General features: G+C 63.7%; 16 protein-coding genes. 13 read left to right on the top strand and 3 right to left on the bottom strand.

The features are described from left to right. Nucleotides 1-522: 522 nt before the first annotated feature. Entirely contained in the window at nucleotides 523-1,299 is a 777-nt protein-coding gene (locus tag DXT59_RS02780; protein ID WP_116135407.1) for an enoyl-CoA hydratase, read from the bottom strand. A 162-nt stretch (nucleotides 1,300-1,461) separates the two neighbouring features. Between DXT59_RS02780 and paaN the strand changes: the two genes are divergently transcribed. The 5 genes from paaN to paaK all read left to right on the top strand — a co-directional run bounded on the left by paaN (nucleotide 1,462) and on the right by paaK (nucleotide 7,241). Beyond that, the gene (gene paaN, locus DXT59_RS02775; protein ID WP_116135406.1) at nucleotides 1,462-3,171 is read left to right on the top strand and encodes a phenylacetic acid degradation protein PaaN; all 1,710 of its coding nucleotides are present in this window, start codon (nucleotides 1,462-1,464) and stop codon (nucleotides 3,169-3,171) included. Between the two features lie 97 nt (nucleotides 3,172-3,268). After that, the gene (gene pcaF / locus DXT59_RS02770; protein WP_116135405.1) at nucleotides 3,269-4,471 is read left to right on the top strand and encodes a 3-oxoadipyl-CoA thiolase; all 1,203 of its coding nucleotides are present in this window, start codon (nucleotides 3,269-3,271) and stop codon (nucleotides 4,469-4,471) included. Nucleotides 4,472-4,535: 64 nt separating this feature from the next. Next, the gene (gene paaG, locus DXT59_RS02765) at nucleotides 4,536-5,327 is read left to right on the top strand and encodes a 2-(1,2-epoxy-1,2-dihydrophenyl)acetyl-CoA isomerase PaaG (RefSeq protein WP_116135404.1); all 792 of its coding nucleotides are present in this window, start codon (nucleotides 4,536-4,538) and stop codon (nucleotides 5,325-5,327) included. Nucleotide 5,328: 1 nt separating this feature from the next. Then, nucleotides 5,329-5,805, top strand: coding sequence for a hydroxyphenylacetyl-CoA thioesterase PaaI (gene paaI / locus DXT59_RS02760; RefSeq protein WP_116135403.1), 477 nt, complete (start codon nucleotides 5,329-5,331; stop codon nucleotides 5,803-5,805). 137 nt (nucleotides 5,806-5,942) lie between these two features. After that, entirely contained in the window at nucleotides 5,943-7,241 is a 1,299-nt protein-coding gene (paaK, locus tag DXT59_RS02755) for a phenylacetate--CoA ligase PaaK (RefSeq protein ID WP_116135402.1), read from the top strand. A gap of 79 nt (nucleotides 7,242-7,320) precedes the next feature. Here the strand turns inward: paaK and mltA are convergent, their stop codons facing one another. Together mltA and apaG are read right to left on the bottom strand one after the other, a co-directional pair. Beyond that, complete coding sequence (gene mltA / locus DXT59_RS02750) at nucleotides 7,321-8,499, bottom strand: murein transglycosylase A (RefSeq protein WP_240324374.1); 1,179 nt, start codon at nucleotides 8,497-8,499, stop codon at nucleotides 7,321-7,323. 100 nt (nucleotides 8,500-8,599) lie between these two features. After that, a complete protein-coding gene (gene apaG / locus DXT59_RS02745) occupies nucleotides 8,600-8,974 on the bottom strand; it encodes a Co2+/Mg2+ efflux protein ApaG (protein WP_116135400.1) in 375 nt (124 codons plus the stop codon). 229 nt (nucleotides 8,975-9,203) lie between these two features. Between apaG and rpe the strand changes: the two genes are divergently transcribed. The 8 genes from rpe (at nucleotide 9,204) to DXT59_RS02705 (ending at nucleotide 16,446) form a co-directional block, all read left to right on the top strand. Further along, on the top strand, nucleotides 9,204-9,896 hold the full coding sequence (gene rpe / locus DXT59_RS02740; protein ID WP_116135399.1) for a ribulose-phosphate 3-epimerase: 693 nt from the start codon (nucleotides 9,204-9,206) through the stop codon (nucleotides 9,894-9,896). After that, nucleotides 9,893-10,600: a phosphoglycolate phosphatase gene (locus tag DXT59_RS02735; protein ID WP_116135398.1), complete on the top strand. Its 708-nt coding sequence runs from the start codon at nucleotides 9,893-9,895 to the stop codon at nucleotides 10,598-10,600. The genes rpe and DXT59_RS02735 overlap by 4 nt, the downstream gene beginning before the upstream one ends. A gap of 303 nt (nucleotides 10,601-10,903) precedes the next feature. Beyond that, complete coding sequence (trpE, locus tag DXT59_RS02730; RefSeq protein WP_116135418.1) at nucleotides 10,904-12,397, top strand: anthranilate synthase component I; 1,494 nt, start codon at nucleotides 10,904-10,906, stop codon at nucleotides 12,395-12,397. Nucleotides 12,398-12,409: 12 nt separating this feature from the next. Next, nucleotides 12,410-12,994 carry an anthranilate synthase component II gene (locus DXT59_RS02725; RefSeq protein ID WP_116135397.1) on the top strand — a complete coding sequence of 195 codons (585 nt, stop codon included), beginning with the start codon at nucleotides 12,410-12,412 and terminating at the stop codon, nucleotides 12,992-12,994. A 69-nt stretch (nucleotides 12,995-13,063) separates the two neighbouring features. Continuing rightward, the gene (gene trpD, locus DXT59_RS02720) at nucleotides 13,064-14,095 is read left to right on the top strand and encodes an anthranilate phosphoribosyltransferase (RefSeq protein ID WP_116135396.1); all 1,032 of its coding nucleotides are present in this window, start codon (nucleotides 13,064-13,066) and stop codon (nucleotides 14,093-14,095) included. Between the two features lie 55 nt (nucleotides 14,096-14,150). After that, nucleotides 14,151-14,936 carry an indole-3-glycerol phosphate synthase TrpC gene (trpC, locus tag DXT59_RS02715; RefSeq protein ID WP_116135395.1) on the top strand — a complete coding sequence of 262 codons (786 nt, stop codon included), beginning with the start codon at nucleotides 14,151-14,153 and terminating at the stop codon, nucleotides 14,934-14,936. 50 nt (nucleotides 14,937-14,986) lie between these two features. Then, the gene (locus DXT59_RS02710; protein WP_116135394.1) at nucleotides 14,987-15,613 is read left to right on the top strand and encodes a CYTH domain-containing protein; all 627 of its coding nucleotides are present in this window, start codon (nucleotides 14,987-14,989) and stop codon (nucleotides 15,611-15,613) included. Nucleotides 15,614-15,669: 56 nt separating this feature from the next. Next, on the top strand, nucleotides 15,670-16,446 hold the full coding sequence (locus DXT59_RS02705) for a uracil-DNA glycosylase (RefSeq protein ID WP_420823354.1): 777 nt from the start codon (nucleotides 15,670-15,672) through the stop codon (nucleotides 16,444-16,446). Nucleotides 16,447-16,501: the final 55 nt, after the last annotated feature.

The raw sequence follows: 16,501 nt of genomic DNA, 5'->3' as shown, positions 1-16,501 counted from the left end.
ACTGACAGTTCAAATTCGTCTCTCGACGAACAAAAACCTTCCTCAATACTGTGTGAGACTTGATACTTTCGCTTCGCTTCAATCCGAGGATCGAAGCTTCGCATCGCCATCAAGCGCCCACACTTATCGGCTGTAAATTTTTAAAGATCGCGCCGCTCAACCGTCGACAGCACCGGAACACCTGCTTCTCAGTACCGCCCGTCTTGCGTTGCTGCGTCAGCAGCAGAGAAACGAGATTATGCAGAACCTTTTGCATCTCGTCAACAGTTTTTTTAGCGTCGCTTACATCTGCTGGCTCTCGAACCGTTGACGCTCAATTATGCAGAACCTTTTGCATCTCGTCAACAGTTTTTTTAGCGTCGCTTACATCTGCTGGCTCTCGAACCGTTGACGCTCAACCTCGCGGAAAACCGCTTGCCACAAGGCCTCGCTTCTCTTCGTTCAGTCGCACTGACTGCACGAAAGGGCGCAATTCTAGGCCCCTTCCGCGCAGCGTGCAAGCGGTATTTCGAACGATTTATCTCAGCGGTTCTTGAAGACCGGTTTGCGCTTTTCGAGGAACGCCGCCATCCCCTCTTTCTGGTCCTCGGTCGCAAACAGCGAGTGGAACAGCCGCCGCTCGAAGCGGATGCCTTCGGCGAGCGTCGTTTCGTATGCGCTGTTCACGGACTCCTTCACCATCATTACAGCGGGCAGCGGAAACTCGGCGATCGTGTTCGCCGCCGCCAACGCCTCGTCGAGCAACGAAGCCGCCGGAACGATGCGCGACACGAGCCCGGCCCGCTCCGCTTCCGCCGCATCCATGAAGCGCGCGGTCAGACACATATCCATCGCCTTCGCTTTCGAGACGGCGCGCGGCAAGCGTTGTGTGCCACCGGCACCGGGCATTACACCAAGTTTGATCTCGGGCTGCCCGAACTTCGCCGTGTCCGCTGCGATGACGATGTCGCACATCATCGCCAACTCGCAGCCGCCGCCGAGCGCGAATCCGGCCACCGCGGCAATGATCGGCTTGCGGATGGAGCGCATCGTCTCCCAATTGCGCGTGATGTAATCGCCTTTGTACACATCCATGTAGGTATACGTGGCCATCATGCCGATGTCGGCCCCGGCGGCGAATGCCTTTTCGCTGCCCGTCACGACGATCGCGCCGATGTTCTCGTCCGCGTCGAACGCCTTGAGCGCCGTGCCCAACTCGTCCATCAGCGCGTCGTTCAGCGCATTCAGCGCCTTCGGACGATTCAACGTCACCAAACCGACGCGCCCGCGCGTCTCGACCAAGATGTTTTCGTAGCTCATCCATCCTCCAAGTCTTAAGTATCGATAAGGCGCGAAAAGCTTTCGCGCCCGCTCGGAAACAATGCTAACATTCGCCAACCAACCGGTCGGTCGGTTAATTGGTATGATTCCTTGGACTGCCGGCCGTCTCCCACCAACGTCTGGCCTGCCCCCTGTCTCGCTATGACCCATTCTCTATTTGCGAAGCACGAAGACACGCTCAAGCACGCCCTCGAGGCCATCGACTCGCGCGGCTACTGGAGCCCTTTCGCGGAAATGCCGAGTCCCAAAGTGTACGGGGAAACCGGCAACGCGGACGGAGAAGCGGCCTTCAAGGCCCAACTCGACCAATCGTTCATGCTCGATCAGCCCAGCACAGGCGAATGGGTCGGCCAAGAGCAATCGCCTTTCGGCTTCCCGCTTAACGTCCGCTACCCGAAAGCCGATGTCGATGCGCTGATCGGCGCGGCCGCCCTCGCGGAGCAAACCTGGCGCAAAGCCGGCCCCGAGGCATGGATAGGCGTTAGCCTCGAAATTCTGTCCCGACTGAACCGGGCGAGCTTCGAAATCGCCTACAGCGTGATGCATACCACCGGGCAAGCGTTCATGATGGCGTTTCAAGCCGGAGGCCCGCACGCCCAGGATCGCGCACTCGAGGCCGTGGCCTACGCGTGGAACGAATTGCGCCGCGTGCCGACCAACGCGCATTGGGAAAAACCGCAGGGCAAGAATCCCCCGCTGGCGATGCACAAGCGCTACACGGTCGTACCCCGCGGCATCGGGCTCGTCCTTGGTTGCTGCACGTTCCCGACCTGGAACGGCTACCCCGGCCTCTTCGCCGATCTCGCCACCGGCAACGCCGTGATCGTCAAGCCGCACCCCGGCGCGATCTTGCCGCTCGCGATCACCGTTCGTATCGCCCGCGAGGTGCTGCGCGAAGCCGGTTTCGACCCGAACGTCGTGACGCTGCTCGCCACGGACCCCAACGACGGCGCACTCGTGCAAGATCTCGCCGTGCGCCCCGAAATCAAACTGATCGACTTCACGGGCAGCACGCAAAACGGCACCTGGCTCGAACACCACGCGCACCAGGCCCACGTGTTCACCGAAAAGGCCGGCGTCAATCAGATCGTCATCGATTCCGTCGACGATCTAAAAGCGGCCGTTCGCAACATCGCGTTCTCGCTTGCGCTTTACTCGGGCCAGATGTGCACGGCTCCGCAAAACATCTACGTGCCGCGCGATGGTATCGAAACCGCCGAAGGCCACATGAGCTTCGACCAGGTTGCCGGCGCGCTCGCAAACGCGGTTCAAAAGCTCGGCGCGGACCCGGCACGCGCGGTCGAACTGCTCGGCGCCATTCAGAACGAAGGCATCGTTCGCCGGATCGACGAAGCCCGCTCGCTCGGCCGCGTGCTCGCCGATAGCCAAACGCTCGAACATCCCGCCTTCCCGAACGCACGCGTGCGCACGCCGTTGCTGCTCCAATTGGATGCATCGAAGGATTTGGCGAAATTCAGCGGCGAATGGTTCGGCCCAATCTCTTTCGTGATCGCAACGGATTCGACACGCCAATCGCTCGAGTTGGCCGGCTCGCTCGCGGCCCAGCACGGCGCGCTCACGCTGTCCGTCTATAGCACCGACGAAGCGACGATCGAGGCGGCGCACGAGGCGGCGATCGAAGGTGGCGTTGCGCTGTCGATCAACCTCACGGGCGGCGTGTTCGTGAATCAATCGGCCGCGTTCTCCGACTTCCACGGCACCGGCGCCAATCCGGCAGCCAACGCGGCGTTGACCGACGCCGCATTCGTCGCCAACCGCTTCCGCGTGGTTCAAAGCAGGATCCATGTTGCACCGCGCGAGTTGCCCGCGGAAGTCGGCCGAACGGCATAGTCCGGCCGGCCGAATAGAGCCGCGCGCCGGCTCGCACTAATATCAAGTCGATCGGTCCCGTCGCCGTGACGGGACCCCGTTCGCTGGAAGCCATCCAATGACCGATGCCTACATCTGCGATGCCATTCGCACTCCGATCGGCCGCTACGGCGGCGCACTGAAAGACGTCCGCGCGGACGATCTCGCCGCCCTCCCCATCAAGGCGCTCATCGAGCGCAATCCGGGCGTCGACTGGCGCGCGCTGGACGACATCATCTACGGGTGCGCAAATCAAGCCGGCGAGGACAATCGCAACGTCGCGCGTATGGCCGCGCTGCTCGCCGGCTTGCCGACCGATGCGCCCGGCTCGACGATCAACCGGCTCTGCGGCTCGGGCATGGATGCCGTCGGGTCCGCCGCGCGCGCGCTCAAAGCCGGCGAAGCGCGGCTGATGATCGCGGGCGGCGTGGAAAGCATGACGCGCGCACCGTTTGTGATGGGCAAAGCCGCGACCGCGTTTTCGCGGCAAGCCGACATCTTCGACACGACGATCGGCTGGCGCTTCGTCAATTCGCGTCTAAAAGCGCAGTACGGCATCGATTCGATGCCCGAGACGGGCGAAAATGTCGCCGCGCAATTCTCCATTAGCCGGGCGGATCAGGACGCCTTTGCGCTGCGCAGCCAGCAGAAGGCGGCACGCGCGCAACAAGACGGCACGCTAGCGCAAGAGATCGTCCCCGTGGAGATCGCGCAGAAGAAAGGCGATCCGTTGCGCGTCACGCGCGACGAGCATCCGCGCGAAACGTCGCTCGAGGCGTTGGCCAAGCTAAAGGGCGTCGTGCGTCCCGACGGCACCGTTACGGCCGGCAACGCGTCGGGTGTCAACGACGGTGCATGCGCGTTACTGCTCGCCAACGAACAAGCCGCGTCGCAATATGGATTGCGTCGGCGCGCGCGCGTCCTCGGCATGGCCACGGCCGGTGTCGAACCGCGCATTATGGGTATCGGGCCTGCGCCCGCCACGCAAAAACTGCTGCAGCGGCTCGAGATGTCGCTCTCGCAATTCGACGTGATCGAGTTGAACGAAGCGTTTGCCTCGCAGGGCCTGGCCGTGCTGCGCATGCTCGGTCTCGCCGACGACGATGCACGCGTCAACCCGAACGGCGGTGCGATCGCGCTCGGCCATCCGCTGGGCGCATCGGGCGCGCGCCTCATCACCACCGCGCTTCACCAGCTCGAGCGTATCGGCGGCCGCTACGCGCTGTGCACGATGTGCATCGGCGTGGGCCAAGGTATCGCGCTCGCTATCGAACGCGTGTGATCGACATGACCCGGCCGGCGGGGTGCACGCCGACCGGGAATCGGAGCGAATGGGGAGACGATCGATGCAATATGAAGCAATTCGTGTCGAAATCGACGCGGCGGCGCACCTCGGGATCATCACGCTGAACCGCCCGGAGAAGCTGAACAGCTTCACGCGCGCGATGCATGAGCAGTTACATGCGGGGCTCGACGAAGTGCTGGCCGCGGGCGTTCGCGCGCTGGTGCTCACCGGCGCCGGACGCGGATTTTGCGCGGGGCAGGATCTCGCCGATCTGAACTTGGAACCAGGCGCGAGCACCGACCTCGGAGCCGTGATCGAGGAACAATTCAATCCGCTCGTGCGCCGGCTTCAGGCATTGCCGTTGCCAGTGATCGCCGCCGTCAACGGCATCGCGGCGGGAGCGGGTGCGAATCTCGCGCTCGCCTGCGACATTGCCCTCGCCGCGCGTTCGGCCAGCTTCGCGCAATCCTTCGTCAAAATCGGTCTCGTGCCGGATTCGGGCGGAACGGCATTCCTGCCGCAGCGCGTGGGTATGGCGCGCGCGCTTGGACTCGCCATCACGGGAGAGAAGATCGGCGCCGAGCAAGCCGAACGGTGGGGGCTCATCTGGCAGGTCGTGGATGATGCCGAATTGCTCGAGCGAGCCACCGAGCTGGCCGGCAAGCTCGCGCAGCAGCCGACGCGAGCCATCGCCGCGATCAAACGCGCGATGCGGGCGAGCACGACGCATACGCTCGACCAGCAGCTCGATCTCGAGCGCGATCTACAGCGGGAACTCGGCAATTCGTTCGATTATGCCGAGGGCGTTCAGGCATTTATCCAAAAGCGCGCGCCGCGTTTCGAGGGACGTTGATATGCCGTCGGATTTACACGCTACAGCCGGCGAAGCTTCACCGCAGTCGCTTTCTCCCGACGAATTGGCGCGCGCGGTCGGACAAGCCATGTACGAAGCGGATGCCTGCAGCCGTGCACTCGGCTTCGAACTCGTCGAGGTGCGGCCCGGCTATGCGCGCATGCGCGCCACCGTTCGGCCGGATTTTCTCAACGGCCACGCCATCTGCCACGGCGGACTCATTTTTACGCTCGCCGATTCCACCTTCGCTTTCGCTTGCAACTCCTATAACGTGAATACCGTCGCGTCGGGTTGCTCGATCGAATTCTTGCGCCCGGTACACGGCAACGACGTTCTCACGGCGGAAGCCGTCGAACAAACGGTCAGTGGGCGCACCGGCATCTACGACATTCGCGTCACGAACCGCGAGGGTGAAACCGTCGCCCTGTTTCGCGGCAAATCCGCCCACATCAAGGGCCATGTGATCTCGCCCGCGTAACGCTCGGACCGTTTTCGCCGTCGGCACGGGACCGGCTGCGAAAACAGCGGCTCGTGAACACGGCACGCGTCGTACGCGACGGGCAAGCCCTTGGGCATGTCCGCCGGCAGTTATTTTTATGACAGAGGAGACATGCGATGAACACCGCGCTGCCGCTCGATCCGATCGAGACCGCGAGCCGAGACGAGCTCGCCGCCCTGCAGCTCGAACGGCTCAAATGGACGCTCAAGCACGCCTATGAGAACTCGGTCGTCTATCGACGCAAGTTCGACGAAGCGGGCGTCCATCCCGACGACCTGAAGACACTAGCGGACCTCTCGCGCTTTCCGTTCACGACGAAGAGCGACCTGCGCGATAACTATCCGTTCGGGATGTTCGCCGTCCCGCAAGAGCGGATTTCACGCATCCACGCGTCGTCCGGCACCACCGGTAAGCCGACCGTCGTCGGCTATACCGCTCGCGATATCGATACGTGGGCCAATCTGGTTGCCCGGTCGATCCGCGCAGCGGGTGCGCGCCGCGGCGACAAGGTGCATATCAGCTACGGCTATGGGTTGTTCACCGGCGGGCTCGGCGCCCACTACGGAGCGGAACGCGCGGGGTTGACGGTCATCCCGTTCGGCGGCGGTCAAACCGAAAAACAGGTTCAACTCATCCAAGATTTCAAGCCCGACATCATCATGGTGACGCCGAGCTACATGCTCTCGATCGCCGATGAACTCGAGCGCCAAGGCGTCGAACCGGCTAGCAGCTCGCTGCGCATCGGCATTTTTGGCGCCGAACCTTGGACGAACGACATGCGCCGTGCAATCGAGGCGCGCATGGGCATCGATGCGGTCGATATCTATGGCCTCTCCGAAGTCATCGGCCCGGGCGTGGCATGCGAATGCGTCGAGACGAAAGACGGCCCGACGATCTGGGAAGACCATTTCTACCCCGAGATCATCGATCCGGTCACGGGCGACGTATTGCCCGACGGCGAATTCGGCGAACTGGTGTTCACGTCGCTGACCAAGGAAGCGCTGCCGATCGTCCGCTACCGCACGCGCGACTTGACGCGCCTGCTGCCGGGCACGGCCCGCACGATGCGGCGAATGGAAAAAATCACGGGGCGCTCGGACGATATGATGATCGTGCGCGGCGTCAACGTCTTCCCGACTCAAATCGAGGAGTTGCTGCTCAAGCAGCCGGCGCTCGCACCGCACTATCAGATCGTGCTCTCGAAGGAGGGGCCGCTCGATGTCATGACACTGAACGTAGAGCCATGCCCGGACACGCGAGCCGACGACGCGGCGCTCGCGGCGGCGAAAGCAGCGCTCACCTACGATATCAAGGCGCTAATCGGCGTGACCGCCGTCGTCAACGTGTTGCCGGTCAACGGCATCGAGCGATCGGTCGGCAAGGCCAAGCGCATTGTGGACAAGCGCGCGAGCTAACGGCACGGCCTAACGGCCGAGCAGATAGCGGAGCCGATGCGCCGACAAGACAGCGAGGCGGGCGGACGCGCCGCTGCCATCAAGAATTAGGCAGCAACAGCCACATCCGCCCGGCCTGCTTCATCTTACCGGCGAGATCGCCGGCGTCGTCGCCGAGTCCCCAGAAGTAGTCGGCACGCACGCCCCCTCGAATCGCGCTGCCCGTGTCCTGAGCGAACACGACCCGGTTCATCGGCGTGTTCGAAAACGGCCGCGTCGTCGATAAGAACACGGCCGAGCCGAGCGGGATCGAAGCGGGGTCGACCGCAATCGAGCGCTCGGGCGTCAGAGGCACGCCCAATGCCCCGATCGGGCCGTCCCCTCCGGCCGATGCCGTTTGCGTCGATGACATGTCGCGGAAGAAAACAAAGCGTGGGTTCGTATCCAGCAAGCTCGTCACGCGGCCCGGATTCGCGCGCGCCCACGCCTTGATGCCTTGCATCGTGGCCTGAGCCGGGGTGATTTCGCCATGATCGAGCAACCAGCGGCCGATCGATCGATAAGGCTGGTTGTTCGAGCCGCCGAAACCGACGCGCATGACGCTGCCGTCGTCGAGCACGATCCGTCCCGAGCCCTGTACCTGTAAGAAGAATGCCTCGATCGGGTCGTCGACCCAGACGAGCTCGTTACCGTCGAGCGCGCCCGAGCGCTCTAGCTCCGCGCGCGGCGGCAACGCGGCTCCCGGCCGGTAACGGGACGGCCAGCGATAAAGCGGGAACTGGTAAGGGCCACCGCGGGTGTGCGAACCGTGCAGCAGCGGTTCGTAGTATCCGGTAACGAGCCCATCGACGGAGCCATCGCCGTTGGCGAGCTGAAACGGCGTGAAATACGTTTCGAAGAACGAGCGCGTGGCGCCGGCGTCGAGATCGTCCAGTTGCGCCGCAGCCGCGCAGGCGCGCCGCCAAGTGACCAGTTGCGCCACGCGCAGGCAGTTCTCGCGCAGCGCGGCGGCCGCGCCGATCAGCGAATCGTCTTGCCAGCCCGGAATCTGTTGCCACGCCACGGGCGTCAGCCGGCCCGGCGACACCACGCCGCTCAGCGCGGGTCCGCCGGCAACGGGCGGGACGGCGGGCCGAACGATCGCGCCTCCCCCGCAGGCGGCCAACAGCACCGCAGCTAGGACAGCCACCGCCCGCCCAAGGAAAGACGAAGAAATACGCATACAATGTTCGCTCTTGATGGAAATCGCCATGTCCGAACTATTCGACGAATACCCGATGTTGATTTTTGCGCTCGAAGCGCTGGCGGCGCTCGTTTTGCTCGTCATCATCGTCGTCTGGACGATGTCCGGCCGGAAGAAGAACGGTTAGGCGGCGCGCTCAATGCAGCGTGCGCGGCATCTGCAACGCGAATTCAGGCACGGGCGCCTCGAATCGCTCGCCATCGTCGGCCACACAAAAATAAGCGCCGCGCATCGTCCCAACCGGCGTTTCGATCACGGCCCAGCTCGTGTACTCGAATTGCTCGCCCGGCTGCAGCAACGGCTGATGGCCCACCACCCCGAGGCCCTTCACTTCCTGCACGCGGTTCTCGCTGTCGGTGATGATCCAATGGCGCGCGATCAGTTGCGCGGCCACCTGCCCGGTGTTGCGGATCGTCAATGTATAGGCGAACGCGTACTGCCGGCGCTCGGGGTTGGACTGCTCGGGCAAGTAGCGCGTCTGCGCGGACACGCTGAATTCATACGGACTCATCGCTCTTTCGTTCTCTCGAGAATCGAGGCCAGCCCAACCATCTGGCGCTTGCCTGGCCGCCGCCTCGGTTTCGCATTCTGATCGATGCGGCCCCCGGCCGCAACCGGCGCCGCGCGGCGCCCAAGCCGCCTGCCCCCAACGCGGTAAAATGCGAGTTTTCCGCCTATCGGGCATACGCGGCACGGTCTTGTTCCTTGCGGCCGTACCCAGCCATCTCGCTTTTCACGCCATGACGCAATTTCGCATCGCTCCCAGCATCCTTTCCGCCGACTTCGCCAAACTCGGCGAGGAAGTGCGCACCGTCATCGACGCCGGCGCCGACTGGATCCACTTCGACGTAATGGACAACCACTACGTGCCGAATCTGACGATCGGCCCGCTCGTGTGCGAAGCGATCCGGCCGCACGTCCAAGCGCCCATCGACGTTCACTTGATGGTCCGCCCCGTCGATCGGATCATCCCCGACTTCGCCAAGGCAGGCGCGAACGTCATCAGCTTTCATCCGGAAGCGTCGGACCATATCGACCGCACGCTGTCGCTGATTCGCGATCACGGCTGCAAGGCAGGCCTCGTATTCAATCCCGCGACGCCGCTGAACTATCTGGACCATGTGATGGATCGCGTCGACCTGGTCCTCATCATGTCGGTCAATCCCGGCTTCGGCGGTCAATCGTTCATCCCCGAGGCACTCAACAAGCTGCGCGAGGCGCGGGCGCGAATCGATGCCTACCAGGCGCGCACCGGCCGCGAAATCCATCTGGAGGTGGACGGCGGCGTCAAGGTCGAGAATATCGCCCAGATCGCGCAAGCGGGTGCCGATACGTTCGTCGCCGGCTCGGCGATCTTCGGCAAGCCCGACTATCGCGCCGTCATCGACGAGATGCGCCGCGAACTGGCGTCGGCCGGCGCCGCACGCGCATGACCGCGCGCCGGCTCAAGGCGGCCGTCGTCGACCTGGACGGCACGATGGTCGATACGCTCGACGACTTCACGGCAAGCTTGAACGGCATGCTGGCCGAATTGGGCGCGCGGCCGATCTCGCGCGAGGAGGTCATCGGCTATATCGGCAAGGGCTCGGAACATTTGGTGCGCACCGTGCTCTCGGCACGCTTTTCCGCTGAGGAAACCGACGCGCGCTTCGCTCACGCGCTCGATCGCTATCAGGCGCACTATGCCGAGGTCAACGGCCGTCACACCGAGCTTTATCCCGACGTCGAGCCGGGTCTCGCCGCGCTCGCGCAAGCAGGCGTGAAGCTCGCCTGCGTCACGAACAAGCCGCATCGGTTCGCCGTGGCGCTGCTCGAAAAGTATGGGCTCGCCGGATATTTTTCGGTCGTTCTCGGCGGCGACAGCGTGACGCGCAAAAAGCCCGATCCGCTGCCGATGCTCACCGCGTGCGAGGCGATGGGCGTCGCACCAAGCGAGGCGGTGGCGATCGGCGACTCGGAGAACGATGCGCTCGCGGGCCGCGCGGCGGGAATGGCCACTTTGACGGTCCCCTATGGCTACAACCACGGCAAAGCTATACAAACGATAAATTCGGATGGTATAGTCGCCACGTTGCTCGAGGCCGCGAGGTTCATCGCGAACCCTGTTTCCGGCTCCGGCGCAACGCTCAATCGCTGACGACCCAAAAGTCATTCACCTCATGTTTCTGAACAAAAAACGGAGTCCGAGCAGTATCGACCGGGGAGCCTGGCCCTGGCGTCGCTCGTCGCGCTAACCTCTTTCGAGGTACGCTGAAGCTCGTCTTTAGCGCCGTTTTTTTGGTTTCTCCGCGCATTCGCGCACCATTCGCCGTATTGTCGAAACGATCGCAAGCGCCGTTGCTTGACTGTCGCTGCGTACGTTCACATTCGGCTCGCCGCCCGCCTCGCTTCGCTCGTCGACGAGCAACGCACGCGACGGCTGTTCGCACAGGATCGGAACATGACCGAACTCGAATTCCAGTCCCTCGCCAGCGAGGGTTACAACCGCATTCCGCTGATCGCCGAAGCGCTAGCCGATCTCGAAACGCCGCTGTCGCTCTATCTGAAGCTCGCCCAGCCCGAACGGGGCGGCGCGAACTCGTTCTTGCTCGAATCGGTCGTCGGCGGCGAGCGCTTCGGCCGCTACTCGTTCATCGGCCTGCCGGCACGCACGCTGGTGCGCACGAAGGGCGGCGTCAACGAAGTGGTACGCGACGGTCAAGTCGTCGAAACGCACGAGGGTGATCCGTTCGAGTTCATCGCTGGGTTCCAAGCACGGTTCAAGGTCGCTCAGCGCGCAGGGCTGCCGCGCTTTTGCGGCGGTCTAGCCGGGTACTTCGGGTACGACGCGGTCCGCTATATCGAGAAGAAGCTTGCGGCGAGCGCGCCGCCCGACGATCTCGGATTGCCCGACATTCAACTCGTGTTGACCGAGGAAGTCGCCGTCATCGACAACTTGGCCGGCAAGCTTTATCTGATCGTCTACGCCGACCCGCAAGCGCCCGAGGCCTACTCGCGCGCCAAGCAACGCCTGCGCGAGCTGCGCCAGCGCTTGCGCACCACGGTGCAGCCGCCGGTCACCTCGCCGAGCGTTCGCACCGAGATCTACCGCGAGTTCGCGCGCGAGGACTACCTGAACGCCGTGCGCCGCGCGAAGGAATACATCGCTGCCGGGGAATTGATGCAAGTGCAGGTGGGTCAGCGCTTGACCAAGCCGTACCGCGACAATCCGCTTTCGCTGTATCGGGCGCTGCGCTCGCTCAACCCGTCGCCGTACATGTATTACTACAACTTCGGCGAATTCCACGTGGTGGGCGCATCGCCCGAAATCCTCGTGCGCCAGGAAAAACGCGGCGACGACCGGATCGTCACGATTCGGCCGCTGGCGGGCACGCGTCCGCGCGGCAGCACGCCCGAGCGCGATGCGGAACTGGCCACCGAACTGCTGAACGATCCGAAGGAAATCGCCGAGCATGTCATGCTCATCGATCTGGCGCGCAACGATGTCGGCCGCATCGCGCAAACGGGCTCGGTCGCCGTAACCGACAAAATGGTCATCGAGAAATACTCGCATGTGCAGCACATCGTGAGTTCGGTCGAAGGCAAGCTCAAGCCGGGAATGACGAACTTCGACGTGCTGCGCGCGACGTTTCCCGCCGGCACGCTGTCGGGCGCGCCCAAGGTGCGCGCGATGGAACTGATCGACGAGCTCGAACCCGTCAAGCGCGGTCTGTACGGCGGCGCGGTCGGCTACCTCTCGTTCACGGGCGAGATGGATTTGGCGATCGCAATCCGCACCGGCCTGATCCACAACGGCAATCTGTACGTGCAAGCGGCGGCGGGCGTCGTCGCCGACTCGGTGCCCGAATCGGAATGGCAAGAAACCGAGAACAAGGCACGCGCGGTCTTACGCGCCGCCGAACAAGTGCAAGACGGCCTCGACAGCGACTTCTGAGCGGAGAACATCATGTTGCTCATGATCGATAACTACGATTCGTTCACGTACAACCTCGTGCAGTATTTCGGCGAACTCGGCGAGGAGGTGCGCACCTATCGCAACGACGAGATCGGGCTCGACGAAATCGCAGCGATGAAGCCCGATCAAATCTGCCTGTCGCCGGGGCCGAGCAATCCGCAAAACGCGGGCATTACGCTCGACGTGCTGCGCCGGTTCTCCGGCGAGATACCGATCCTCGGCGTCTGTCTCGGCCATCAGGCGATCGGCGAGGCGTTCGGCGGGCGCGTCGTGCGCGCGCGCACGATCATGCACGGCAAAGTGAGCCGCATCGAGACCGACGGCAAAGGCGTGTTCGCGAATCTGCCCAAGCACTTCGACGTCACGCGCTATCACTCGCTCGCGATCGAACGCGAATCGCTGCCCGATTGCCTCGAAATCTCGGCGTGGACCGAGGACGGAGAAATCATGGGCGTGCGCCACAAGACGCTTCCCGTGGAAGGGGTGCAGTTCCACCCGGAATCGATCCTGTCCGAGCACGGCCACGCGCTGCTCGAGAATTTCTTGAAGGGAGCGAGGGTGGCACAGACGGCTTGAGGCCGCGCGACGCGAGCGCATAGACCGCCCGCGCGACGCACACTCGACGGAACGAACCAGGGGTGCACCATGACCATCACACCGCAAGAAGCACTGCAGCGCACGATCGAACACCGGGAAATCTTTCACGACGAGATGCTGCACCTTATGCGGCTCATCATGCGCGGCGACATGTCGCCCGTAATGGCCGCGGCGATCATCACCGGTTTGCGCGTCAAGAAAGAAACGATCGGCGAAATCGCGGCGGCCGCCACGGTCATGCGCGAGTTCGCGCGTCACGTCGAGGTGCCCGATAACGCGAATTTCGTCGATATCGTCGGCACGGGCGGCGACGGCGCCAATACGTTCAACATCTCCACGGCGACGATGTTCGTTGCCGCGGGAGCAGGCGCGAAGGTGGCCAAGCACGGCGGGCGCGGCGTATCGAGCAAATCGGGCAGCGCGGACGTACTCGAAGCGCTCGGCGTGAATATCGATTTGCAGCCCGAACAAGTGGCCGCCTCGATCGCAGAAACCGGCATGGGTTTCATGTTCGCCCCCAATCATCATCCCGCGATGAAGAACATCGCGCCGGTACGCCGGGAACTCGGCGTGCGCACGATCTTCAACATCCTAGGCCCGCTCACGAATCCGGCCGGCGCGCCCAATCAGTTGATGGGTGTGTTCCATCCCGATCTGGTCGGCATTCAGGTGCGCGTCATGCAGCGGCTCGGGGCCAAGCACGTGCTCGTCGTCTACGGCAAGGACGGCATGGACGAGGTTTCGCTCGGCGCCGCGACGCTCGTCGGCGAACTGCGCGACGGCCAGATCCACGAATATGAGATTCACCCCGAGGATTTCGGGTTGCAGATGGTATCGAACCGTACGCTGAAGGTGAACGACGCGAACGAATCGAAGACGATGCTACTCCAAGCACTGGAAAATCGTCCCGGCGTGGCGCGCGAGATCGTCACGCTCAACGCGGGCACGGCGCTGTACGCGGCGAACGTGGTCGCCTCGATCGCCGACGGCATCGAAATCGCGCGCGAAGCCATCGCGACGGGCAAGGCCCGCGCGAAGGTCGACGAGCTCGTGCGTTTCACACAGCAGTTCAAGCATTGATGCCGCCGCACGCATCAGCGACATTCACCATCGATCGACAAGAAGGACTTCGTCCATGAGCGACATTCTCGACCGGATCATCGCCGTGAAGCGCGAGGAAGTGCGCGCGGCCGAATTGAGCGCGCCGCTCGAAGAGCTGCGTCTCGAAGCATCCTCGCGCGATTTGCGCGATTTCGTCGGCGCACTGCGCGCCAAGCATGAGGCCGGGGCATCCGCCGTCATCGCCGAAGTCAAAAAGGCAAGCCCGTCCAAGGGCGTGCTGCGCGAACATTTCGTGCCGGCCGAGATCGCTCGCTCGTACGAACGTGGCGGCGCGGCATGCTTGTCGGTGCTCACCGACGTGCAGTTCTTCCAAGGCAGCGCGGCATATCTCGAAGCGGCTCGCGAAGCCTGCGCGCTGCCCGTGCTGCGCAAGGATTTCATCATCGATCCCTATCAGATCGTCGAAGCCCGCGCGATGGGAGCCGATGCGATTTTGCTGATCGCGGCCGCCCTCTCGCTCACGCAAATGCAAGAGCTCGAAGCGTTCGCCCACTCGCTGGGGCTCGCCGTGCTCGTCGAAGTGCACGACCGCGAGGAGCTAATGCAAGCGCTGACGCTAAAGACCCCGCTGATCGGTATCAACAATCGCAACTTGCGCACCTTCGAGACGTCGCTCGACACGACGCTCAGCTTGCTCGATGCGCTGCCGGACGACCGGATCGTCGTAACCGAGTCGGGCATCTTGGCGCGTACCGACGTCGAGCGCATGCGCGAAAACGGCGTTCATACGTTTCTCGTCGGCGAAGCGTTCATGCGGGCCGACGATCCGGGCGCCGCACTCTCGCAAATGTTTTTCTGAGCGTACCGGCGTTTTTCGACGCACTCGCCCCCCCCTACCCGCACCGAAGCATGAGTATCGAACGCGAAATCAAACTGGCGCTTCCGCCCGGCCAGGCCGATGCGGCCGACCGCTTTTTCGCCGGCATGGCCGGTGCGCCCGGGCGCGACATCCCGCTCGTCAATATCTACTTCGATACGGCCGCGCTTGCGCTTGCGAAAGCGAAGATCGCGCTGCGCTTGCGCAAGACGCCCGAAGGCTGGCTCCAAACGCTCAAGGCGGCGGGCACGGCCGAGGGCGGGATGCATAGCCGCCACGAGTGGGAAACGGCCGTTGCGGGAGAAGCGCTTGAATTCGAGGCGCTCGCCGCCGTATGCGACGACGCGCTAGCGCTCGCCGCGCTGCGCGCCGCCGCACGAGAACTCGGCGAGCGGTTCCGCACCAGCTTCACGCGGCGCCTGTGGCGTGTGGAGTTCGACGGCGCGCGCATCGAGGCAGCCATCGATCGCGGCGAAGTGACGGCCATGGTCGACGGGCAAACACGCAGCGAGGCGATCAGCGAAATCGAGTTGGAGCTGCTGGAAGGCGACGAACGCGCGCTTCATGCGTTGGCGGACACATTGTCGGCCGCGGTCGCGGGGCTCGCGCCGGAAAACGTGAACAAGGCGCAGCGGGGTTATCGGTTGTGCGCAAAGTAAGCGGGAAGACGACGCCGGCGACGTCCTCGGCAGGCGGCAGCGATCCGGCGCAACGTTTGTTGTTCGATGCGGCGCCCGAGGTTCCTGCACCGCAAGCGTGCGAGGGGCTGAAAGGTCTTTGCGCTCCGCTCGAATCGCAATTCGACGCGTTGCCGGCGGCATGGCGCGCGCATCTTGGCGGCTTCATCGGCAGCGACGCTTATCGGCCGCTTTGCGCGTTCGTGGACGAGCAAATCGCGGCTGGCAAAACGGTCTATCCCTCGGAAGTCTTCCGCGCGTTGCGGCTGACGAGCCCCGATGACGTCAAAGTCGTCATCGTCGGCCAAGACCCCTACCACGGCGACGACAAAGGCCACCCGCAGGCGCATGGTCTGGCATTCTCGGTGCCGGCGCCCGTGCGGCCCCCCCCGTCGCTACGCAACATCTTCAAGGAAATCGCGGCCGAGTTCGGCCACACGATGCCGGCGCACGGATGTCTCGACGCCTGGGCACGGCAAGGCGTCCTGCTGCTGAACACGGTGCTGACCGTGGAGCAAGGCAAGGCCGCCAGTCACGCCAAACGCGGCTGGGAAGCTTGCACCGACAGGTTGATTCACGAACTCGCCCATCGACACGAGCATCTGGTGTTCATGCTATGGGGCGCGCACGCGCAGGCCAAGCGCGCGCTGCTCGATACGCGGCCGCACTGCGTGCTCGAGGCGCCGCATCCGTCGCCGCTTTCGGCGCACCGCGGCTTTTTAGGTTGCCGGCATTTCATGCTCGCCAACGAGTATCTCGCCGCGAACGGCCGTGCGCCGATCGATTGGCGGCTGCCCGAAACCATCGACGGCTGATACCGCGCCTCATACCCGGTACGCCGTCTCGAGCACGGGCAGGCCGCCCGGCTCG

Origin of the sequence: Trinickia diaoshuihuensis (assembly GCF_003390925.1) — a bacterium.
Classification (GTDB): domain Bacteria; phylum Pseudomonadota; class Gammaproteobacteria; order Burkholderiales; family Burkholderiaceae; genus Trinickia; species Trinickia diaoshuihuensis.
This window is presented reverse-complemented; position numbering and strand designations above follow the sequence as displayed.